This window comes from Paenibacillus sp. J22P218 (assembly GCF_056269195.1).
In genome coordinates, this window is sequence record NZ_JBWDNL010000001.1 from 995,759 (window position 1) to 1,018,645 (window position 22,887).

General features: G+C 52.2%; 17 protein-coding genes. 15 read left to right on the forward strand and 2 right to left on the reverse strand.

Features of this window, described 5'->3' with window-relative positions:
• Positions 1-31 precede the first annotated feature (31 nt).
• On the forward strand, positions 32-907 hold the full coding sequence (locus AC0YN0_RS04085) for a helix-turn-helix transcriptional regulator (RefSeq protein WP_475820121.1): 876 nt from the start codon (positions 32-34) through the stop codon (positions 905-907).
• An 8-nt stretch (positions 908-915) separates the two neighbouring features.
• On the opposite strand, the gene AC0YN0_RS04090 is transcribed toward AC0YN0_RS04085, so the two are convergent.
• Complete coding sequence (locus AC0YN0_RS04090; RefSeq protein ID WP_475820122.1) at positions 916-1,785, reverse strand: helix-turn-helix domain-containing protein; 870 nt, start codon at positions 1,783-1,785, stop codon at positions 916-918.
• A 162-nt stretch (positions 1,786-1,947) separates the two neighbouring features.
• On the opposite strand from AC0YN0_RS04090, the gene AC0YN0_RS04095 reads away from it, so the two are divergent.
• Complete coding sequence (locus tag AC0YN0_RS04095; RefSeq protein WP_475820123.1) at positions 1,948-3,915, forward strand: beta-galactosidase trimerization domain-containing protein; 1,968 nt, start codon at positions 1,948-1,950, stop codon at positions 3,913-3,915.
• 53 nt (positions 3,916-3,968) lie between these two features.
• Entirely contained in the window at positions 3,969-5,102 is a 1,134-nt protein-coding gene (locus AC0YN0_RS04100; protein WP_475820124.1) for a serine hydrolase domain-containing protein, read from the forward strand.
• A gap of 57 nt (positions 5,103-5,159) precedes the next feature.
• Here AC0YN0_RS04100 and AC0YN0_RS04105 read toward each other — a convergent pair whose 3' ends face one another.
• On the reverse strand, positions 5,160-6,311 hold the full coding sequence (locus tag AC0YN0_RS04105) for a serine hydrolase domain-containing protein (protein ID WP_475820125.1): 1,152 nt from the start codon (positions 6,309-6,311) through the stop codon (positions 5,160-5,162).
• Positions 6,312-6,561: 250 nt separating this feature from the next.
• Between AC0YN0_RS04105 and AC0YN0_RS04110 the strand changes: the two genes are divergently transcribed.
• From AC0YN0_RS04110 to AC0YN0_RS04165, 12 genes are all read left to right on the forward strand, one after another.
• Positions 6,562-8,310, forward strand: coding sequence for a sensor histidine kinase (locus tag AC0YN0_RS04110; protein ID WP_475820126.1), 1,749 nt, complete (start codon positions 6,562-6,564; stop codon positions 8,308-8,310).
• On the forward strand, positions 8,285-9,904 hold the full coding sequence (locus AC0YN0_RS04115) for a response regulator transcription factor (protein WP_475820127.1): 1,620 nt from the start codon (positions 8,285-8,287) through the stop codon (positions 9,902-9,904). The genes AC0YN0_RS04110 and AC0YN0_RS04115 overlap by 26 nt, the downstream gene beginning before the upstream one ends.
• A gap of 99 nt (positions 9,905-10,003) precedes the next feature.
• Positions 10,004-11,356, forward strand: a complete 1,353-nt coding sequence (locus tag AC0YN0_RS04120) for an ABC transporter substrate-binding protein (protein WP_475820128.1) — start codon at positions 10,004-10,006, stop codon at positions 11,354-11,356.
• An 80-nt stretch (positions 11,357-11,436) separates the two neighbouring features.
• Complete coding sequence (locus tag AC0YN0_RS04125) at positions 11,437-12,390, forward strand: carbohydrate ABC transporter permease (protein WP_475820129.1); 954 nt, start codon at positions 11,437-11,439, stop codon at positions 12,388-12,390.
• Between the two features lie 139 nt (positions 12,391-12,529).
• Complete coding sequence (locus tag AC0YN0_RS04130) at positions 12,530-13,264, forward strand: carbohydrate ABC transporter permease (protein ID WP_475820130.1); 735 nt, start codon at positions 12,530-12,532, stop codon at positions 13,262-13,264.
• 168 nt (positions 13,265-13,432) lie between these two features.
• Entirely contained in the window at positions 13,433-15,283 is a 1,851-nt protein-coding gene (locus AC0YN0_RS04135; protein WP_475820131.1) for a cache domain-containing sensor histidine kinase, read from the forward strand.
• The gene (locus AC0YN0_RS04140) at positions 15,276-16,886 is read left to right on the forward strand and encodes a response regulator transcription factor (RefSeq protein ID WP_475820132.1); all 1,611 of its coding nucleotides are present in this window, start codon (positions 15,276-15,278) and stop codon (positions 16,884-16,886) included. Before AC0YN0_RS04135 ends, AC0YN0_RS04140 begins: the two co-directional genes overlap by 8 nt.
• 61 nt (positions 16,887-16,947) lie before the next feature.
• Positions 16,948-17,862, forward strand: a complete 915-nt coding sequence (locus tag AC0YN0_RS04145) for a carbohydrate ABC transporter permease (RefSeq protein ID WP_337102647.1) — start codon at positions 16,948-16,950, stop codon at positions 17,860-17,862.
• 5 nt (positions 17,863-17,867) lie between these two features.
• Positions 17,868-18,701, forward strand: coding sequence for a carbohydrate ABC transporter permease (locus AC0YN0_RS04150; protein ID WP_475820133.1), 834 nt, complete (start codon positions 17,868-17,870; stop codon positions 18,699-18,701).
• Between the two features lie 133 nt (positions 18,702-18,834).
• Positions 18,835-20,181 (forward strand): ABC transporter substrate-binding protein, encoded by a 1,347-nt coding sequence (locus AC0YN0_RS04155; RefSeq protein ID WP_475820134.1) that lies wholly within the window; start codon positions 18,835-18,837, stop codon positions 20,179-20,181.
• A gap of 66 nt (positions 20,182-20,247) precedes the next feature.
• Positions 20,248-21,903: an MGH1-like glycoside hydrolase domain-containing protein gene (locus AC0YN0_RS04160; protein WP_475820135.1), complete on the forward strand. Its 1,656-nt coding sequence runs from the start codon at positions 20,248-20,250 to the stop codon at positions 21,901-21,903.
• Positions 21,904-21,929: 26 nt separating this feature from the next.
• Positions 21,930-22,820 carry a glycoside hydrolase family 43 protein gene (locus AC0YN0_RS04165; RefSeq protein WP_475820893.1) on the forward strand — a complete coding sequence of 297 codons (891 nt, stop codon included), beginning with the start codon at positions 21,930-21,932 and terminating at the stop codon, positions 22,818-22,820.
• Positions 22,821-22,887 lie beyond the last annotated feature (67 nt).

The window sequence follows — 22,887 nt, forward strand, 5'->3', positions numbered from 1 at the left end:
TGCGATTCTCGTAACGTAGGGGGCGATAGAATTGGCTTCTCGCATCGAGCACGTGGACCTAGGTCACAGCAGCTTTCACTTTGCGTTCCGGGATGAGTGGAATGATGATCATTTTCTCAAATTCCATGCGCATCAAGGTTTGGAATTGTTATTTATTCACGAGGGCCAAGGTCTCGTGGAGGTAGAGGGCGCCAGCTATGAATTGGAGGGCGGCGTGTTATTCTGCTTCCAGCCTTACCAGCTGCACCGGGTTGAAATTCCGAGCCGTAAAGCTGCCAAGTATGTACGAAGCAATCTTACCTTTGATCCGCGGTACTTGGAGCCTTACCTCGCTCCTTATCCGAAGCTGCAATCCTTTCTTCATTTGCTGGCCAAAGGTGCTTTGCCCACGCCGAAGTTCGCTTTTGCGGAAAGCCGTATGTGTGGACTGATGGAGGGACATGCAGGGGCTATTCGGGAAGCGGGGGAGGATCAGGAAGAGGCGCGCATCTTGTTCATGATTGCTTTGTTGCGCCATCTCCAGTTGTCGGTCATCACCCATGCGGAGCTGCCGCCGGAAGGCTGGTCCGTGAAGAAAACCGGTCATATCGAAGCCATTATGGACTGGATCGAGGAACATTTCAGGGAGCCCTTCAGTTTGGAACAACTAGCCGGAGAGCTGCACCTGTCCTCCTACTATGTATCCCATCTGTTCAAGCAATACACCGGCGTATCCATTACGGATTACGTCACGGCTAGAAGAATTCGCGAAGCGTGCGTTTTATTGGGGAACTCGGACAAATCGGTGGGACAGATCGCCCGCGAGGTAGGGAGACTAAGCGCCCCATACTTTTGCAAGCTGTTCAAAAAACATAAAAACATGACGCCGCTGGACTACCGTTCGGCGCTGCATCATCCCGCCAAATAGTTACTTGCCTATGCTCTGCCTATTCGTGCAGAACGGTATTGTCCGGGCGTCATTCCCGTTTGTTTGCGAAACAAGCGAATGAAATAGTTGGCGTTCTCGATGCCGATGCGTTGGCCGATCTCGGATACGGAAAGCTCCGTGCCCTCCAGCAGCGATTTGGCTTGCTTGATTTGCAGGTCATGCAAGTATTGAAGCGGGCTCATGCCCGTATATTTCTTGAGACATCTGGCGAGATAATCGAAATGAAAATGCAGACTCTGCTCCATATGCTTCGCGTCGAAGGGTCTGGTCAGATGCTGCTGCAGGTAGGCAATCGTTTGATCGCAGAGCAGTCTGGAGCGTGGAACATACCTGTTATGCACGGCCGTTTGCAGCGCTACGAACAAGCCGGCCAGCTGCGTCTGCAGCGGCAAGGAGCTTGCGGGCGATAACGTATGATGCAGCTCCAGCATCCGCTGGAGGAACGGGAGGATGTCAGGAACGTGCACGCTTGTGAACTTCGGAATATACATGACCTGCCGGTGCGGTTCAACATCGTGATTCGTACCTTTGGCAGAAGGAAGCGACCACGGGATGTGACTGCTGTCGATCGTTCGAACTGGCTCTGGATGAACAAAATGAATCCAAATGATTTCGGTTGTCTCTTCGCACGGGCGATGCCCGACATGCGTCCGGTTCGGTTCGAGCACAAGCATGGAGCCTTCTTTGATTTCATAGGGTACGTCATCTTCCGTTATATACAAAGTACCTTTCAATACGAACAGCATGTCGTATACATCGAATGACCGGACAAAGTGCTGTTGACCCGGCGGCCAGAAGGCATGGCCAATCAGTAATAGCTGCGGCAGCGGAGGAATCGTCAGTTCCAGGCATTGCATGGCCAGCCATCTCCTTTACATCAGGAATCTTTATCTTATTCTAGCATGCCTTACGATCCGGAAGGTAGAAATCGTGCTATAAAAAGTCGCTTATGAACCTGTGCGCTGAGCCGCTGAGCTTATATAGTTAAGCTATACGAACCGGAAAGGGAGATATAGCTTATGCGATTCCGTCAAGTCCATCTCGATTTTCACACCTCCGAGGCGATTGCGCCGATCGGAGCACGTTTTGACAAAAAGCAGTTTCAGGACATGCTGCGGCTGGGCCGCGTCGATTCGATTACCTTGTTCTCCAAATGCCATCATGGCTGGGCTTATCATCCAACGGAAGCGAACGAGATTCATCCGGGACTTGGCTTCGATCTGCTTGCGGCAACGATTGAGGCGGCACATGAGATTGACGTCAAGACGCCCGTATACTTATCGGCCGGCCTTGACGAGAAGCTAGCGAGACGCCATCCGGAATGGCTCATTCGCGACGAGAATGACCATACAAATTGGGTCAAAGGCTTTATGGAGCCGGGTTATCACCAGTTTTGCATGAATTCGCCTTACCTGGACATCCTGCTGGATCAGATCCGCGAGACGTTGTCGCGCTATGAGGCCGACGGCTTGTTCCTCGATATCGTCGGGGTGCGCAAATGCTACTGCCATAATTGCGTTCAGAGCGCGCAGCAGCAAGGGATCGATCCGCGCGATGCGAAGGCGATGCGGCAACTATGGGAGAACACGTATGCGGGCTATACGGCAAAGGTGAAGGAAACGGTCGAATCGGTCAAGCCGGGTCTGCCGATCTTCCATAACGGCGGGCATATCGCGCGCGGCCGCCGCGACTTGGCAGCCATGAACAGCCACTTGGAGCTGGAATCGCTGCCGACGGGCGGCTGGGGCTACGATCACTTCCCGCTGTCGGCCCGGTATGCGCAGACGCTTGGCGTCGATTTTCTCGGCATGACGGGGAAATTCCATACGTCTTGGGGGGAATTCGGCGGCTATAAGCACCCGAACGCGCTCCGTTACGAAGCGGCGCTTAGCATAGCCAATGGCGCAAGATGCTCGATCGGAGATCAGCTGCATCCGGACGGCCATATGGACGAAGCGACCTATGCCTTGATCGGAGCGGCTTATCGCGAGGTCGAGAGCAAGGAAGCTTGGTGCGTGAAGGCGACGAACGTCGCCGATGTAGCCCTGCTATCGCTTGAAGCGACCGGCATGCATTCGAAGTCGGAGGAGCGCAAGTCGAATTCGGATGCTGGCGCTGTACGCATGCTGCTTGAAGGGAAAATGCTGTTCGACGTTATCGATACGGAACATGAATTTTCGGCTTATAAAGTGTTGATATTACCGGATTACGTAGAAGTTGGCGATGAGCTGCGGGGGAAATTGCAGTCTTACTTGCAGCAGGGCGGCAAAGTTCTCGCAACGGGCTGGTCCGGACTGAATCCGGAGGGCCATGCATTCGCGATCGACCTTGGTGTGCGGTATCTAGGCACGAACCCGTATCGTCCCAATTATTTCCGCCCTCTCTTCCAGCCGGGGAGCTTGGGGGAGGCGTCCTACATCTTCTACGCGCAGGGACAGAAGATCGAGCTGGACGGCGGGGTAGAGCTTGGACGGCGCGAGGATCCGTATTTCAACCGCGACGCGTTCACGTTCTGTTCGCATCAGCATACGCCTAGCAGTTACGAGTACGGCGGGCCGGGCATGGTAGAGAGCGGCAGCGGAATCTATATCGCGTGGAACGTATTCGAGGATTATGCGACCAAAGGCAGTCTGATCTTGAAGGAAGCGGTGCTGCATGCATTGAATCGTCTGCTGCCCGGCAAGACGCTGCAAACAAGTCTTCCTGCGCAAGGCATTGTCACGCTCCAAGAGCAGAAGGAAGAGAAGCGGCTGGTCAATCACCTGCTGTATGCGTCTCCGGTTCGCCGCGGCGAAGGTATCGAAGTCATTGAGGATATCGTTCCGCTTTACGATGTAAGGGCTTCCGTTCGGACGGCCAGTCCCGTCAGCCGGGTGTACTTGGCGCCTCAGATGACGCCGTTGCCGTTCAGCTACGAGGACGGGACCGTTACGTACACGGTTCCCGTGCTGGAGTGCCATCAAATGGTCGTGATCGATTATATTTGAACGAATGAGCGACATTTTCTAGACGACTACATTATACAAAAAGGATGAACGATATGGACTTCAAACCGTTAGCTTCATTTATTGACCGCATGACCGCTTGGCGTATCCCTTGGGCGGAGGTGCTGGTTATGCACCGCAACGAAACGGTATTCCGTTACCGGAGCGGCTTCGCCAACCTGGAAGAGGAAACGCCAATCCTGGACGGAAGGATCTTCAATATTTATTCGATGACGAAAATCATGACCTGCGTGGCGGCGCTTCGTCTCGTTGAGAAGGGTGCCATCCACCTGAATGACCCCCTGTCGGTCTACCTGCCGGAATACGCCGAGATGAACGTAAAGAAGAGGCTTCCTGGAGGCGAAGTCGTGCTCGAGAGAGCGGAGAAGCCGATTCGGGTTCGTGATCTGTTCACGATGACGGCTGGCTTCTCTTATGATCTCGGCGCTCCTTCTATCCAGCAGGCTGTTGAACGAACAGAAGGCAAATTGCCGACGCGAGCCCTCGCGGAGGCGATCGCGAAGGAGCCGCTGCTGTTCGAGCCGGGCACCCGCTGGAGTTACAGCGTATGCCATGATGTGCTCGGAGCACTCATCGAGGTTGTAGACGGGCGAAGCTTCGGCGCGTATATCCGAGACGAGATTACAGGTCCGCTCGGCATGCGAGATACGGGCTTCGATCTGTCGGATGAGCAACGGAGTCGTCTCGCTCCGCAATATGAGTATAACGACGAGCTGGGCAAGCCCGTGCGCAAGGACGGCAACGGGTTCCGCATCGGAACGGAGTTCGAGAGCGGAGGGGCGGGGCTGTTGTCCACCGTGAGCGACTACGCGCTGTTCCTGAATGCATTGACCAATCAAGGAACCAGCCCGGACGGCGTACGCATCCTATCGCCGGCGATGGTGGATCTGATGCGAACGGATCATTTGACCGAGGGCATGCGAGGCGATTACGCTTGGGATCAGCTGAAGGGATACGGCTACGGTCTAGGCGTTCGTACGCATATCGCCAAAGCGGACAGCGGTTCGCTGAGTCCGATCGGCGAATTCGGCTGGAGCGGCGCCGCCGGCTGCATGGCCATCATCGATCCGGAATCGCAGCTGACCGTCATGTACGCCCAGCATCTGCTGAACAATCAGGAGCCGTACGTGCATCCTCGGTTAAGAAATGTCGTGTATAGCTGTTTGTAATCGTAAGTAAAGAGCCTATCAAATGCCGGTCGCGGCTTTTGATAGGCTCTTTCGTTATTAGTCCCCCCAGACGCTGGCATACGCATAGTTGCGGATGGTGCCGTGCCAGCGGTACCATGGCGATCCGCCTTCTTGCTGCGCATAGAACAGCGTGATTTCCGCCTCGGGATCAATGACCACATAACAACCGCGGGCACCGTCCCAGCCGAACTCGCCGTTTTGGCTCAACGCGTTGTTTTCCTCGCGGTCCACCAGCGTTCGTACACCAAGACCATAGCTGTAGCCGCTCTTGCTCACTCCTCCGAAATTGGCGAAATCCTGCTGCGCCTCTTGGAACAAACGCCTGGTCCTCATCGTATTAACCGTTTCTTTACTAAGGATGCGCTCGCCGTTCAACGCTACGCCATAATTGCACAATGCCTCAGCGAACAATATGTAATCGGATACGGTTGAGTAGAGTCCGCCGCCGCCGCTTTCATAAGCGCTGCCGGGATGGATCACGAAGGTCTCGCCAATGCTCTCGGCCGAATGCGTCTTCCCGTTGAAGTTGTTGTATAGCTTGCAGAAACGCTTCTCATCCTTCAGGTCGAATGACGTTTCGCTCATACCGATCCTATCAAAAATATTCTCCTTGAAATAGCGCCCCAGCGTTTTGCCCGACAGCACCTCGATAAGCGCGCCCAGCACCTCATGACTTGCACCGTATTTAAAATGCGTGCCCGGCTCGAAGATCAACGGCTCCTTCGCGAGCGCCCGGATGACATCCAGCGTTTTGCCTTCGCCGCCTGACGCCTCGATCACTTTCTTCGTTTCTTCGGTATCTCGCTGGTCGAGGCCCGCCGTCATGCTGAACAAATGCTCAATCGTGATATCGTTATTCGCAGGGCGAACTTCCTCCGATCCATCCTTCCGAATATGCCGAACGTTCATGTTCTTGTATTCAGGAATATAAGCGTGGAGCGGATCGCTCAATTTAAACTGTCCAGCCTCGAATAGCTGGAGAAGGGCCGTACAGGTGATAACCTTCGTTGCGGAGTAAAGCCGGAAAAGCGTATTGGGTCCGAAACGGACTTGATTTTCGACATCCGAAAATCCTGCGTAATGCTCAAACACAGGCTCGTGCTTGTAGTACATGGCAAATCCTAAGCCTGGAATGTTTTTTTCCGTATAAAAACGATCCAGATAAGCTTCCAGCTTCGAAAAGTTCATTATAGTCCTCCTAAAAGGTTGTTAGATTGTCCTGCCGATAATCACAACTCTATTATGTAAGGCTTATTCTTCCTTATCAAGTAGCTTTTCGAAAAATACTATCGCGCTTAATCAGCTGTTGCGGCAAATTTGAATGATCGTATAACCTGAATATATTAAACAAAAGGATGAAAAAAATGAACGGTATTCTTTTTCGCAGTAAGATAATGTAGTAGGATAACTAGATGCTCTAGCGAAGGACAGTGAAGCTATGAAATCCAAACGGATTCAATTGAAAATATTTTTGGCGATGCTGATTTCAACCGCCTTGCCTTTATCCATTACGTCGGGCATTATCTTGTATCAGGTGTCGCAGACGATAAAAGACGACCGTGATTTCGCTCGCGTGCGGGTAGAAGAGGATTTGAAAGAAGCAATCGATGAGTACGCCCGCAATTTAAATGAAACCGCTTACCAAATCTACTCCAATCCAGATCTGATTCGCAGTATTGCGCGAGACGAGGAGTTTCTGACCGACAGTAGAACCTATGATACGGTCAAAGACATCAGAGAGTTTTTTCTAAGCGTTTATAATCAGTCCCGGTTAACGGACATCATCGGCATGAGTCTGCAACGGAATGACGGCGTGGAGTTGGGAAGCTTCTATCCTACGCTGTATCCGCATCTCGAGCAGCCTTATATTCAGTCGCTGCTTGCGATTTCTCGCTCCAAGGACGATCGGCCTACGACGATTCTAAGATATGAAAGCGTTTATAATGAACCGATTATTCAATATTTGTTTCCCGTTCGTTCGCTCGGGAAGCCGGTGGGCTTGCTCGTCATTGATATGAAGGAGCAGAACTTCCGCAAGTTGGTTGAACGGTACAACAGCTTTTACAAGGGACAAATCTCGATTATCGAAAATAACAATCGGGTTTCCTATCATACGCTGCAATCGCTGACAGGAACGGAATTCCGCGACAATGCGGGCAATCGCAATGTCATTCATATGTCTGTGCCGCTGGAGAGCAGCGGTCTCGCCTTGAATTACACGTACGAAATTAATCCGAAGCTGCTATGGTACAGAACGCTCGCTATTATCGCGGTTGGCATCTCTGTAGTGCTGGCGCTAGTGATTTCATTCTTTCTTAGCTTCGGGATCACGAAACCTATCGTCAATATGCATCGGAAAATGACCCGGATCCAGATCGGCGATTACGATGCGAGAGTCGAGGTTCATTCCCAAGATGAAATCGGATTTCTAGGCAATCAATTCAATCGAATGGCCGAAACGATTCAGCAAATGATCGAACATGATTTGAAGCTGAGGCTTATGAATCAAGAATCGCAAATTATGGCTCTTCAAGCGCAAATATCGCCCCATTTCTTATTTAATACGCTGCAGATGATGTCGGGCATTGCGGATATGAACCGTGTTCCGGATTTGAAGCTGATCTGCCAAAGCCTGAGCAACATGTACAGGTACAATATGGGGCTGGCTAGCGAATGGGTTACCGTCAAGGAAGAAACGATGCATGTTCGCAATTATTTGGTTATCATCGGCAAACGGTTTGCGGGCCGTATCTCTTTCAACTTGGCGATAACTCCGGAAATTCGCCAATACGCCGTTCCCAAGCTAATCTTGCAGCCGCTGGTGGAGAACGCGGTGGAGCATGGGATTAACCCGAGCGTAAGACATAAAGGCTTCATTCGGATTGGCGGACGCGTGGACAAGGAGCGCGGCAGCTTGTATTTGTACGTGGCGGATAACGGGGTTGGAATGACAGAGGAAGAGCTTGATGGCGTTCGCGACCGACTCGCCGGCCATACGGCGCAGGACCTGACGAGAAGAACCTCGATCGGGCTCTACAATGTAAATCAGCGTATCCGGTTAATATGCGGTGAAGCATATGGCGTTTCTGTCGTTAGCCGGGCTGCCAAAGGAACGCTTATCGTATGTGAACTTCCGCTGCACAAAGGAGGCATTAACGAACATGAGAGTATTGATAGTGGACGATGAATCTGCCGTATATGATCACCTCAAGGCGATCATTCCTTGGGAGCAGCTGGGATGGACGATTGTCGGTCATGCCTTGAACGGCAAAGAGGCGATACAGCTTGTCAATGCGCATAACCCCCAAATGATAATGACGGACATTCGAATGCCGATTATGGACGGTCTCCAATTCATGGAATGGCTGAGGAGAACCGGCAATACGGCGGAAGTAATTGTGTTAAGCGGTTACGGTGATTTCGAATATTCGCGATCGGCGTTCCTTCATGGCGCCTTCGATTACGTATTAAAGCCGGTGCAAGAGGCGGAACTGCTGCAAGTGCTCGACAAGGTGGTTGAGAAAATTCATATCAATTCGGCTGCCAAAACCGAGCAAATCCGGCAAAAGGCGGTCCTTCGCTCAGGGTTGACCGTGCTGACGGACGAGTTGTTCACGCATGCGGTCAGCTCGGGCGAGATCGACGAGAATGAACTGTTCGTTCGATCCGAGAAGCTGCAAATTGAGCTGCCCGAGGACGGTTATTACTTAACCGTATTGAGGCTGCTGAATCAAGATGAGAAAGTACAGGCCAGATACAAGGGCGATCGAGACGTTTTTCATTTTGCGATCCGCAATATATTGAGCGAATCGTTCGGGTTATCCGCGAAGCTCATTATTTATAGACAGTTGACCAAATCGAACGAAATCGTTCTGATCTATTCGTCCCATGAGAAGCAGGATAACAGGCTGGCCGTTCAGCTCCAAAAGCTGATCCAGTCGCTGCGGACGTATGTTCAAGTGGAAGCCAAGATTGGAGTCAGCATGCACAAAACGCGGCTGTCCAAGCTGTCATCCGCGTATCGGGAAGCTTCCCATGCGCTTGACTCGATGGCTTTGGATGATCATGAGCCGATCGTTTGTTACGGTGCTGCTCAAGCGGGAGAACTAGGTGCGGCGTATGCCAAAGCCTTTTTGGATCTATGGAGACGTATGTCTCTGCTCGTCGAAACACAGCTGGAAACCGGCATTTTGCGTGACGAGAAGAGCTTGATGGCAAGATTGAACGAAGCATTCGAGGACAAAGCGCTGGCCGGCATTAGAGGGATCGAGTTGAAAAAATCGGCATCCGACCTGCTGGAGAAAATCGAGACGAAGAGCAGGGATGAGCAAGTTTTGGTGTGGGTAAGCGAAGGCAGAAGCAAGCTGCAGGAAATGAACGTGATGCAGGTGAAGGAGCTACTGGCGAAAATATTCGAGCGTCTGTTGGCGTTATCCGCCAAAGATGCGCGCATGAAAAACGGCAAGCCGCTGATTGAGGTCATATGCCGTTATATCGAGGAAAATTATAAAACCGTCACGTTAGACGATATTTCGCAGCGGTTTTTCCTGAACAAAAACTATTTCTGCACGCTCTTTAAACAATCGACGAATAAAAGCTTCATGGAGTTCGTAACCGACATACGCATTACGCATGCTAAGCGTCTTCTGAGGGAGACGGGTCTGAAAACCTACGAGATCGCCGAGCAGGTCGGTTACTTGGATCAACGCTATTTCAGCCAAGTGTTCAAAAAGATCGTTGGGCAGCAGCCTTCCCAATATAGGCAGTCCCAGCCATCCTAATATATTCAACATTGCTGCGAAGATTGTCGCATAGGATCCGTGATGCCCACAGGCTAGAATGATACATGTAAGGAATAACAAACGAGAGGGGATCCATGCATGAAAGCTAACAAGAGTATCGCTATTATGATGGTTACGATGGTATTCGCTTTATTGGTTTCGGCTTGCGGAGGCAATGAGGGCAATAACGGCAGCAACGGCAACAACGGTGCGGATGCAGCCAATACAGGCGGCAATGAAAGCGCGGCGACCGAGAAGCCTGCGGCGGAGAAAGTGAATCTGAAGTTTTGGGCGGCGCTGGACCCAAGCACGGATGAGGGAAAAGCGATTCAGTCGAAAGTGAAGGAATTCGACGATTCGCATGAAAACATCACCGTCGACCTTCAAGTCATTACGTATGACATCCTGCATGATAAGCTGGTTGCCTCCATCAATGCCGGCGATGCGCCGGATATTAGCTGGGGACTTGCCGAATGGTTCGGCGAATTCAACAACTTCGGCGCATTGGCGGACCTGACGCCTTACGTTGATCAATGGGCGGACAAAGGCAAAGTGTACGATAATGTGTGGGATGCGCTTAAAGTAAACGGCAAAGTGATGGCGTTACCTAACTACTTGGGCATTCGCGCGCTTCTGTATCATGAGCAGCTGCTCAAAGACGCAGGCTACGACGCGCCGCCGAAGACATGGGATGAACTGCTGGCTATGGGCCCGGTCGTGAAAGAAAAGACTGGCAAAGAAGCTTACGGCATTGCCGGTGCAGGCGTGCGCTCGCCGCAAGAGCTGATTATGTATCTTGCGCAAAACGACGTTCAGCTAGCGAAGAAAATGGATGACGGCAAATTCAAGAATACGTGGTTGGACAATGCGGATGAGCTGGCTAAAGCCGCCGAAGTGTTCAAGTTCTATCAAGATCTGCAAGCAAGTAAGACGATTACGGCCGATGCCAAAACATGGGGTTGGGAAGAAGAGGATCAAAACTTCGTTCTCGGTCAATACGCGATGGTCGTAAACGGTCCTTGGATCGAAGGCCGCAGCACTGAAAATCCTGAAGGCATGAAAGACGTGAAGGTAGCTGCGCCGCCATACAAAAACACGCCGGCGACATTCATGGAAATCGCGCCGCTCTACGTATACAATTCCGACCACCTCGATGCAACGTGGGAATTTGCTCAATTCCTGATGAGCGCAGATTACCAAGCAACGGTTAACCCGTCGAAGGCTCCGCGCAGCGACGTTGTCAGTGAAACCGGCTGGGGCAAAGACTTTATGGCGCTTGCCGATCAAGGGATCGTATTCCCGACCGTATCGCTTGGAGGCATTACGAAAGCGATGGAGGATGCGCTTGCCAGAGCGATGCTGAAAAACGATTCGCCAGAGACGGTAGCCCAGTGGCTGGCCGAAGCGATCAACAAAAGTCTTGAATCGACGAATGAGCTAAGCGGCAAATAGGATACGGACAGAACCTCATAAGCGTATGACCGGGCAGGCTTCGCCTGCCCTTTCCATTCCAACAGAATGCGGTGAGAGACATGAGTAACCAGACTGAAATGCCCAAGGCTGCCCAAGCTCGGCAAGGAGCGGCACGCCAGACGAGAATGACACTTCGAGAGAGAAAGTTGAGGAAGGCAGCTTATTGGTTTATCCTGCCTGCCGCTTTGTTTTTTGTTCTGCTGAATGCCTATCCGTTATTAACGGTGTTGTGGGATAGCATTCATTTTAAAAACTTGCTGAATAAAACGTTAAGCGGATTTTCGGGCTTAAGCAATTTCAAGGAAGTCGTTCATAACGAATATTTCTTGAAGGCGCTGTGGAATACCGTTGTGTGGACCGTACTCTCGGTCGCGGGCGAATATGCGATGGGGCTTCTATCGGCTGTGGCGCTGAACCAGCAGGTGAAGGGGCGAGCGCTATTCAGAGCGATTATTATTATTCCTTGGGTGGTTCCCATTGTTATCGCGGGGATGACTTGGACTTGGATGCTGACGCCGGATTACGGCATTATTAATTTGTGGTTGACGAAGCTCGGCATTATTGACCAGCCGTATTATTGGCTCGGCGAACTCGATACCGCGTTACTGACCGTTGTTTTCGTTAACGTATGGAGAAGCTTCCCGTTCTTCACCATCAGCCTGCTGGCAGGTCTTCAATCGGTGTCGCGCGATATGCTTGAGGCTGCTGCGATCGACGGTGCAGGCGTGCGTACCCGGTTTTTCCGAATCGTCATGCCACAGCTGAAGACTGTATCGATTACCATTATTTTCATTCATGTCATTTGGACGGCAGTCAATTTCGATTTCATTTGGGTGATGACGGAGGGCGGTCCGCTGTATGCTTCAGAAACGCTGCCTATCATGATTTACCGTTATGCGATGGAATCCTACAATTTCGGAAATGCTTCCGCGTTGGCGTCTATGATGCTCGGATTCATGATCAGCGGGTTCATTCTATATTATATGTTCAGCCAAAGGAGAAATCGGACATAGTCAGGTCCGGATGGGAGTGATAGCAACGATGTTAATGAGCCGTCGAAAACAACGATTAATGACCGTGATAACCTATGTCGTTCTATTAGGTTTTGCATTTTATTGTTTGTTTCCTTTCCTATGGATGTTTGTAACATCCTTGAAGCCGGATACTGAAATAAGAACGTTGAATCCGAGCTTCTTTATTTCCAAGCCTACGCTCAAGCATTTTGATAATGTATTGAACGGATCGGCCTTCATAACCTTCTTTAAAAATAGCGTGTTTATCGCAGTCGTAACGACAGCCGCATCCTTAATGATCTCCATATTCGCCGGTTACGCGTTAAGCCGCTTTATCCGATTTAAAGGGGTTAAAGTATTCAGCGTCGCCATGCTGCTGTCGCAGATGATACCCGGCGTGCTGCTGCTCATTCCGCTTTATCTCGTGATGAAAAATTTGCATCTTATTGATTCCTATTGGTCGCTTATATTAGCGTATACGACGTTTACGGTTCCGCTGTGCACCTTCATGATGAAAGGATTCTTCGATACGATTCCTTATGAAATGGAGGAATCCGCGGAGATCGACGGATGCTCGCGGATCGGCATTATTTTCAGAATACTGCTTCCCGTATCGTTGCCAAGCTTGGTCGCGACTTCGTTATTCGCCTTCTTGAATTCATGGAACGAGTTTATGTTCGGCTTTGTGTTCATTAATGACGAGGCACATCGTACGCTGACGCCCGGCGTCAGTTTATTCAAAGGATTGTATCAGACGGATTGGGGCAGCATGATGGCGGCATCGGTATTAAGCGTGCTTCCGGTCGTCATTATATTCGTATTTTTGCAGCGCTTCCTCATTGAAGGTATGACGGCTGGCGCGGTGAAAGGATAGGGCACGATGTCACCATTTCAACTCATAGTTTTGCAAATCATGTATCGTAACGCAGGCCTCGAGGCTTGCGTTTTTTTCATTGTCGGCTGCACATGAATCCCCTTCTAAATGAATACTGCCACTTGGAACAATGGCCGGTTGTCTATATAATGGGGTTCACAAAGCGATATGTCCGGTCCTGCTGCCGATGCATGCGGGATGGAGAGGGGGAAAACGGTGTTTTATTCGCTTCGCAACCGCTTGATCGCAATCTTCGTGCTGCTGTTTGTGCTCGCTTTCTGCACGATGTCCATCCTTATCTTCAACCAATCGCGGTCGATGATCCGCGACCATATCGAATCGTCCGCACTTGAGAAGATGGATGAATACGGCTCTTATATCAGCATGGTACAGACGCAGGTATACGACCTTGCATCCATCGTCTTTAATAGCGACACGACCAAGAACTGGGATGCCTTGATTTCCGATCCGGACGCCAGCTCCGGGGAGAAAAATTCCGCCCATTACCGCATGAGCCAATTTCTGACGCAAACAACCAACAGTTATAGCAGCGTTTCTTCGGTTACGGTATACCGCCGCGAAGGGATGTGGGTGAGCAGCGGCAATCAGGTCGTCTTCGATCAAACGCTCGTGGACAAGCCTTGGTATCAAGATTTCATTCATGACTACGAATATTGGGTGCCTGCCGGGCAGGATGCCGCCGAGCTGCGCAACAATAACCCGAATCCGGTTATCGGCATGCTGATGCCGATCGGCGCGTTCGAGCCCGGCAACGCGAAGAGCATCATGAAAGTGAACGTAACGGCCGATTACTTTCTCGATCCGCTGGAGAGAATCCATCTGGGTACGGGCGGCAGCATTTATTTGCTCGATCAAGACGGTCAGCCGATGCTGAGCCAGTCGGAGTATGTGGCGCATGCGAATATGAAGAAAGCCGTGGATGCCATCCGGACGGGAACCGGCAAGCAAGGCGTCGTGTACGTGAAGAGCGAACAAGGAGCCAAGGAGATTCTCGTGTACAAAAAGCTCGCCAAGACGAACTGGATGCTCATCGGGTTCGTATCCGAGAAGGATCTCTATGCGCCGCTAATGAAGCTTCGCAATACGATCTTCATTCTTGCGCTAGTGTTGATCGTTCTCTCGATCTTGCTTGCCACGTGGCTGTCGCACGGGATTACGAAACCGCTTTCCAGGCTCATTACCGCCATGCGCTACGTGGAGCGCGGCGACTTCGAAGTCGCCGAAAGCCGCGTGCCTCCGGCGAAGTTCATTCGCAACGAGATCGATTATGCCAGCTCGACGTTCAGGCAGATGGTCGTCAGGCTGAGGCGCCATATCAAAGACGAATTCGAGCTCAAGCTGCTGCGCCAGCAAGCGGAATACAAAACATTGCTCATGCAGATCAATCCGCATTTTCTGTTCAATACGCTGGAGCTCATGAGCAGCCTTGCCATTCAGAAACGAACGGACGATACGGTGGAGGTCATCGAATCGCTTGGCAAAATGATGCGTTTCTCGCTTCGGATCAACGAGGATTTGATACGGCTTGACGAAGAGCTCAAGTATGTTCGCTATTATGTATCCATTTTGCGAATTCGGTTCGGAGATAAACTGCACATCGAGATCGACGAGGAGGATGTCGGCCAACTCGTTATCATTAAGTTCATCCTGCAGCCGCTGATCGAAAATGCCGTGAAGTACAGCTATTCAGGCGACACCGAAGCTTATGTGCATATCGGGGTGAGACGCAGATTAGGCCGCGTTCATCTAACCGTATCCGACAGGGGCCCGGGTATCCCGGAAGCACTGCGGCGCAAGCTGGTCGAACAATCGGCCAGCGCCCAGCTTGATTATATTTTGAATTCCAGCGGGGGACAGGTTGGACTTGGCAATGTGCTCGCGCGGTGCCGTCTCTATTACGGCTCGCTATTCGATGTACAGATCGAAGCCGGCCAAGACGGACGCGGTACGACGATTGAACTGATCTTGCCCGAACAGGAGGAGCAACGCCATGTATAAAGTATTGATCGTAGACGATGAACAGGAAATTCGCCAAGGTCTGCGTCTTAAGATTGATTGGCAAAGCCTTGGTTTCCAAATAGCCGGAGAGGCGTCGAACGGGAAAGAGGCGCTGGATTGTTTGGCTCATGAAGCGATTGATGTCGTTCTGACCGATATGAATATGCCCGCCATGGACGGCATGGCCTTTCTCGATGCGTGCCGTGAGCAATATCCAACGCTACGTACGATTGTTATTACCGGCTATGAAGACTTCCACTATGCAAAGTCGGCAGTACGCAACCATGCACGCGATTATTTGTTGAAGCCGGTGGCAAGGGATGAGCTGGCGAATGCCGTGACGAAAGTAAAGCAGGAGCTGGATAACGAGCGGCGCAGCCAGGATCAGGAATCGGTGACTCGTTGGCGCCTGTCGCAATATTACAAAGAAATGAAGGAGCATTACATCGTACAGCTCGTCAAAGAACAGCCGGAGCTGGACAGCTTCATGCGGCATCGCTCGCGATTATTCGAGCTCGATTCGTGGCATACGCGCGAGGTGCGGTTCATGGCGGCAGGCTTGCGGCCTAAGCTGGCATCGGATGGAGAACAGGCGCGTACGCCCGACAAGTTTCGTTTGCCCTTTGATATTCTGTGCCGCGAGATCGCCGACCAGTTCGAAGGCCGTGTTCACGCCTTTCGGGATGCCATATACCCCGGCTTCATGTTTTTTGCCGTTGCGGCCGAGGATGGGGTGCTTGCTTCCATCTCGCAGGCGCTTCGGGATAACGTTGCGGCGTTTATGGATTTTGAAATCAAGCTTGGCGAAGGCCAGCCCGTGACGGGCTTCGAGAACTGGAAGAGCGGATTCTTGTCTGCTCTCGCAGCTTGGAATATGCCCGATACGATCAAGCAGCTGGATGCCAAGTCAGCATCCGGCCAAAGCCTGCTATCGGAAAATACCGTAAAGCTCATAGAGAGGTATGTGGTTCGAGGAGAAATGGAGACGTTCAAGCGTGAGGTCGAACGGGAGCTTGAGGAAGCTTTCCGATCCTCGCAGCCGGCCTTTGTGAAGACGGTATTCCAGCTGTATCTCATGCTCGAGCCGATCGCCGGCGAAGCGGGGCTCTCTCTCGAAGCGGACGAGCAGCTATGGCTAAGACCCGACATGGTGCTAAGCTTGGACACGCCGGACAAGGCGCTTCGTTTCCTTAGCCGGATTGCCGACAAAGTCATTCGGCTATCGGCCGATGAATCGGGAGGCGAGGAAACCAGATTCATCGAGGCTGCGTGCCATTTTATCGAAGAAAACTATATGTACGACCTGAATTTGACGATGATTGCGGAGAAATTCAACTACAACCCGTCTTATTTCTCGGAAATGTTCAAAAACAAAGTAGGGAAGACGTTCATCCAGTATTTGAACGAAACGCGCATGGCGCACGCCGTTCGCCTGCTGGAGGATACCGCTCTTGGGTTGTGGGACATTGCTGAGCTGACGGGTTTCTCCAATGCCAGCTACTTCAGTTCCAGGTTCAAGCGGATGTTCGGGACAAGTCCTTCCGAGTACCGGCAGCGAAAACCGGCATCTGTAAAAATCGATAGCGACATCCCGAATAAATAGCATTCATCGGCCTTCTTCCGTCGCCTATAATGGGCGTACAACAGGAAAGGAGGCCGCTTCCATGCGAGCTACGCGAAAAATAAAACCACAGCAGCATAACCTGACCGCTTACGGATTTTTACTGCCGTGGCTGATCGGTTTTTTCTGCCTTACGCTCGGTCCCATGTTAGGCTCGCTTTATTTGTCCCTAACGAAATACAACTTGCTGACCGCACCGAAGTGGGTCGGGTTGTCCAACTATGTGACGATTTTTACCGATGACCAAACGTTCACGAACTCCTTGTGGCTTACCTTCAAATACGTGTTTCTATCCGTGCCGCTCCGGCTCGCGTTCGCGCTGCTCGTGGCGATGGCGCTGAACAAAGGCATTAAGGCGCTGGGCATTTACCGCACCGTGTATTATGTGCCTTCATTGCTTGGCGGAAGCGTCGCGATTGCGATCGTCTGGCGGCAGATCTTCGATGGCAGCGGATTGGTTAACCGTTTCCTAGGCTGGTTCGGCATCGAAGGACCATCATGGATTTCGCATCCGGACTACATCGTCTATACGATCATTACATTATCGATATGGCAGTTCGGATCGGCGATGGTCATCTTTCTAGCCGGCTTGAAGCAAATTCCTGCCGATCTGTACGAGGCTGCCCAGGTAGACGGCGCCGGCAAAGCGCGAAGCTTCTTCCGCATTACGCTGCCGATGCTGACGCCGGTCATTTTCTTCAACCTGGTCATGAGCATCATCAATTCATTCCAGGCGTTCACGCCAGCCTTCGTAATCGGCGACGGACGAGGCGGACCGCTCGACGCAACGATGTTCTATACGCTGTACCTGTACATGAAAGGCTTCTCGTTCTTCGAGATGGGCTATGCTTCCGCGCTTGCATGGATCATGGTGCTTATCGTAGGGGGCTTTACGGCGATCGTATTTATGACGTCCAAATTTTGGGTATTCTATGGCGATAGCAAGGATGGGAGATGAAGCAGATGCAGATGAAAGCAATAGGACTCTCGAAACACATGCTGATCATCCTCTTTGGTATTGCCATGCTCTACCCCGTGCTTTGGCTGATCAGCAGCTCCTTTAAGCCGAACGACATGATATTCACGCAAACCGGTCTGTGGCCGAAGGAGTTTACGCTCGACAATTACCGTAATGGCTGGCAAGGTCTGCAGGACGTTTCATTCGGAACCTTTTTCGCGAACTCTTGGATGATTTCGGTGCTTAGCGTCCTTGGCAATGTCGTCACATGTTCTTTCGCGGCGTTTGCATTCGGGCGGTTGAGCTTTAAATTTCAGAAGGTATGGTTTGCGCTGATGCTCGTTACGATCATGCTGCCTTACCATGTCACGCTCATCCCGCAATACATTATTTATAACGAGCTGCATTGGATCAATACGTACTTTCCGCTCGTTCTGCCGAAGTGGCTGGCGCATGATTCGTTCTTCATTCTCATGATGGTGCAATTCATACGCGGCATTCCGAGAGAGCTTGACGAGAGCGCGACGATCGACGGCTGCAGCCAGCGCCAAATCTACTTCAAGATCATCATGCCGCTGCTTACGCCGGCGCTAATCTCCGCGGCCATCTTCACTTTTATTTGGTCGTGGGACGATTTCTTCAGCCAAATGATCTATCTGAGCGACATTAAATTGTTTACGGTACAGCTGGGCATTCGTTCATTGTTCGATCCTTCCGGCCAATCCGACTGGGGCGCGCTGCTTGCGATGTCAACTTTGTCCCTGGTGCCGATTACGCTGATCTTCTTGATCTTCCAGCGGTACTTCATGGAGGGGATCGCGACGACCGGTTTGAAATAAATCGGCTATCGATCGTACGCAACCCGAAAAAAAGACAAGCGATGACCTAAAGAAATCAAATTCCAAGATGGTCGCTTTGCGATTAACCTTAGTCATGTAAACGGATTCAACAAAAATCGGGAGGTTGGTCAGAATGAAGAGAAAGAGCGTATGGATCGGCATATTGGCTTTAATGATGGTGGCGCTAACCGCTTGCTCGGGCGGAACCGGTAGCCCGGGCGCTTCGAACTCCGGCAATACGAAGGATAACGGGACAGGAAATTCATCTGGAAGCGACGAGCAAGTCGAGCTTCGCGTCATGTGGTGGGGGGACCAGAAGCGGGCGGACATTACGAACCAAGCGCTTAAGCTGTTCGAAGACAAGCATCCGAGTATTAAGATCATCGGCGAGTTTTCTCCTTCTACCGGCTACTTCGACAAGCTGAACACGCAGCTGGCCTCGGGTACGGCGCCGGACGTTTTCTTCCTCGGCGGCAACGTCGTGGACTATGCGATTAAGGACGTGCTGCTGGATTTGACGCCGTACGTTGGGCAAGAGCTGGATTTGTCGGATATGGATCAGACGATGGTCCAATACGGCACGCTGAGCGATAAGCTCGTCCATATCTCTGCAGGGGCGAACGCGCGCGGCGTTATCGTGAACAAATCGATGTTCGAGCGTGCCGGCATTCCCGTTCCGCAGGACGGCTGGAACTGGGAAGAATATGCGGCGATCAGCAAACAAATTTCCGATAAACTCGGCAGCGGCTTCTATGGAACATACAACTTGACCGTCGATGGCATGGACATCGGATTGAAGCAATCTGGTAAGCAGTTATACGACATGGCCAATAGCACATTGGGCTTCGAAGAGGCGGATGCGCTTAAATGGTTCCAGTATTGGGATGTTACTTCGAAAGCCGGCGGCGTTGTACCGGCTGAGCTGCAAGTGTCCAATCCGCCAGGAGATACGAGCAAATCATTGATCATTACAGGCAAAGTCGCGATGAGTCTCATTCCTTCCAACCAATTCGCCGCGCATCAAAGCTTGACCCAGGATGAGCTCATTATGGTGCAGCTGCCTCGCGGCGACAAAGGTACCGGCGTCGTCTTCGAGTCCAGCCAAGGCTTGTCGGGGTACGCGAAGACTAAGCATCCGAAAGAGGTTGCGCAGCTGATGAGCTTCTTCATTAACGATCCGGAAGTAGCGAAGATCCTCCGCAGCGACCGCGGCGTGCCCGTAACCGCAGCCAACCGCGCTTTGCTCGAAGGCGAAGCTAGCGATGCCGACAAAATCGTCTACGATTATACAAGCCGCGTATCCAAAGCAACGGAAAGCGAGCCGTTCGCGGTCAGCTACAATCCTCCGGGGAATACGGAGTATTCGAAGCTCGCGGAATCGACCATGTACGAAATCGGTTTCGGCCGCAAGAGCGTGGAGGAAGCGGTCAAGTCGTTCTATAACGGTACGGTGAAAATTTTCAACAACAATCAGGAGTAACCGGTAAGACGGGCTGCCCATGCGGCAGCTCGTTTCGCTATGCATACGTGAAGGAGACGATCTAAGATGAGTGAATCGATGTTGCTGGACAAATTAAGGAGCTTGTCCGTCGATGAACGGATCGGCGAGCCGAACAAGGAATCCGACGGCAGCGTTATGGCGGAATGGAAGCGGGCAGGGGTGAAATTCGCGTCCTCGCAAGGCCGGCTTGAGCAGGTTTATTATGCCGCTTTGCGCTCGCTGCTTGCTTGCATCGTGCCGACGGGCGGAGAGAAGCCGATCTTGCACGAAGGTGGCATTTACCTCGGCTGTTGGCTGGAGAGCACCGGCACGATTAACGCCGAGCTGCTCTCGCGCTTCGTGCCTTCGGTATCCGAAGAGACGTATTTGTCGTTCGCCAAGCATCAAAGGGAGGACGGGATGCTTCCTTATAAAATAACGGAGCATGGCCCGTCCTATAGGCAAATCCAGCTCGTCACGCCGCTCGCCAGGTCCGTCTGGAACCACTATTCCCTGCACGGCCGGGATCAATCATTTCTGAAGACGATGTACGGGGCAATGACCCGATATGACGAATGGCTTGCGAAATATCGCGATACGTTCGGTACTGGCTGCGTGGAGGCTTTCAGCGCTTTCGATACCGGACATGATCTATCGCCCAGGTTCTGGCATGTGCCGGACACGCCGCATCTCGGCGATGCGACGCGGGTCAATCCGGACTCGCCGATCTTGCCGTTTCTAGCTCCCGATCTTACCGCCAACGTTTACTGCCAAAGGCTGTATTTGGCGCGGATGGCCGAGGAGCTGGGAGAATCGGGCGATGAATGGAGAGCGAAGGCGGAGCAATCGCTAGATAGCTTGTACCGGTATTGCTTCGATGAAACGGATCATTTCTTCTACGATAGAGACCAGAATGGACAGTTCGTGCGCGTGCAGTCGGACGTGCTTCTGCGAGTTATGGCCTGCGAGGTCGGCGACCGGCCGTTTTTTGATTCGATGCTGCGTCGTTATTTGCTCAATACGCGCAAGTTTTTCGCTAAATATCCGTTTACGTCGCTGGCGATGGACGATCCACGGTTCGATCCTTTCTCCAGCTATAACAGCTGGGCGGGGCCATCCAATTTCTTAAGCCTGATTCGCGCGCCGCATGCATTCGAACATCATGGCCGCCACGTCGAGCTGACCTGGGTGCTGCAGTCGATCCTCTCAGCCGCAACCGGTTTTACCCGTTTCGCGCAAGCCGTTAGTCCGTGGACGGGGGAAGAGGGCTTCACCGAAGCGTATTCGCCATCGATTCTATGCGTGCTTGATTATGTGGAGCGGCTATGCGGCATCATGCCGCGCCCATCCGGCGAACTGTGGTTCACGGGTCTTCGTCCTTATGCGATGGATCATGGCGAAGAGCCGACAGGCGATACCGCATACAGCCGAACGGTGGCGGAGAACGTATTCGAGCTGCTTAACGGGGAGGGAGAATCGGTTATTTACCGAAACGGAGAGCGCTGGATCGCATTCCCGAGCGGAATACGCGTCATTACCGATCGAAGCGGCAAGCTGCTTGGTCTAGTCGGCATGACTCCGAGGAAGGTCGAAGGGATGATCGAATGGAGCGGCTCGAATATCCCGTTCAGCGTTTCCGGCAATGAGCAAGTCGTTCTCGCGGGAAGCCGGTTCAGGGCGGAAGAGCCTGGAATCGGCATCGTTCCGCCTACTTACAGATAAGATGCAAAGGGGTGCTTCAGTTGTCGCTGGAAAGCAAGGATATTCAAATACGCGATCCTTTCGTGCTGCCGATGCCGGTGGAAGGCAAATACTATATGTTCGGAAGCACGGATAAAAATATATGGGGTACAGGAACGGGCTTCGATGCCTATGTGAGCAAGGATTTGGTTTCTTGGGAAGGACCGCATACGGTATTCCGTCCCGAGGAGGATTTCTTCTCGGATACGAACTTCTGGGCGCCGGAAGTGTACGCTTACGGAGGGCGGTATTATATGTTCGCCACGTTCCGCAGAAGGGACAACGCTCTGCTTGGCACCGCGGTGCTTGCGGCCGATCAGCCGCTCGGGCCGTTCATTCCCCATAGCGACGGGCCTCTGACCCCCGCTGGCTGGAGCTCGCTCGACGGCAGCTTGTTCGTGGATGAAGACAGCGTGCCGTGGATGGTCTTCTGCCATGAATGGCAGCAGGTCGGCGACGGCGAGGTTTGCGCGATACGGTTGAGCAGCGATCTTAGACGCGCGGCTTCGGAGCCAGTCTTGCTATTCCGCGCTTCGGAAGCCAAGTGGGCAACGCCTTACGTATCGCCCCGCTATCCGGATACAGCCAATTATGTGACGGACGGCCCTTATCTCTTCAGAGGCGAGGAAGGTCATCTCTATATGCTGTGGGCAAGCTTTATTGACAACCAGTACGCCTTGGGCGTGGCGCGATCGGAATCGGGCCAAGTGACTGGTCCTTGGGTGCAGCAGACGGAACCGCTGTTCCGCAACGACGGCGGACACGGCATGGTGTTCCACGCTTTCGATGGCCGTCAAATGCTAACGATACACGCCCCGAACCGGACGCCGGACGAGCGGCCGATCTTCCTGGAGCTTCTCGAGCAAGAGGGTGTTGTGCGAGTAAAGGATTCCGATTAATTGCAACAAAAAAAACCGCAATTCATCATGAATTGCGGTTTTACCGCGTTTAATGGCCATACAGAGA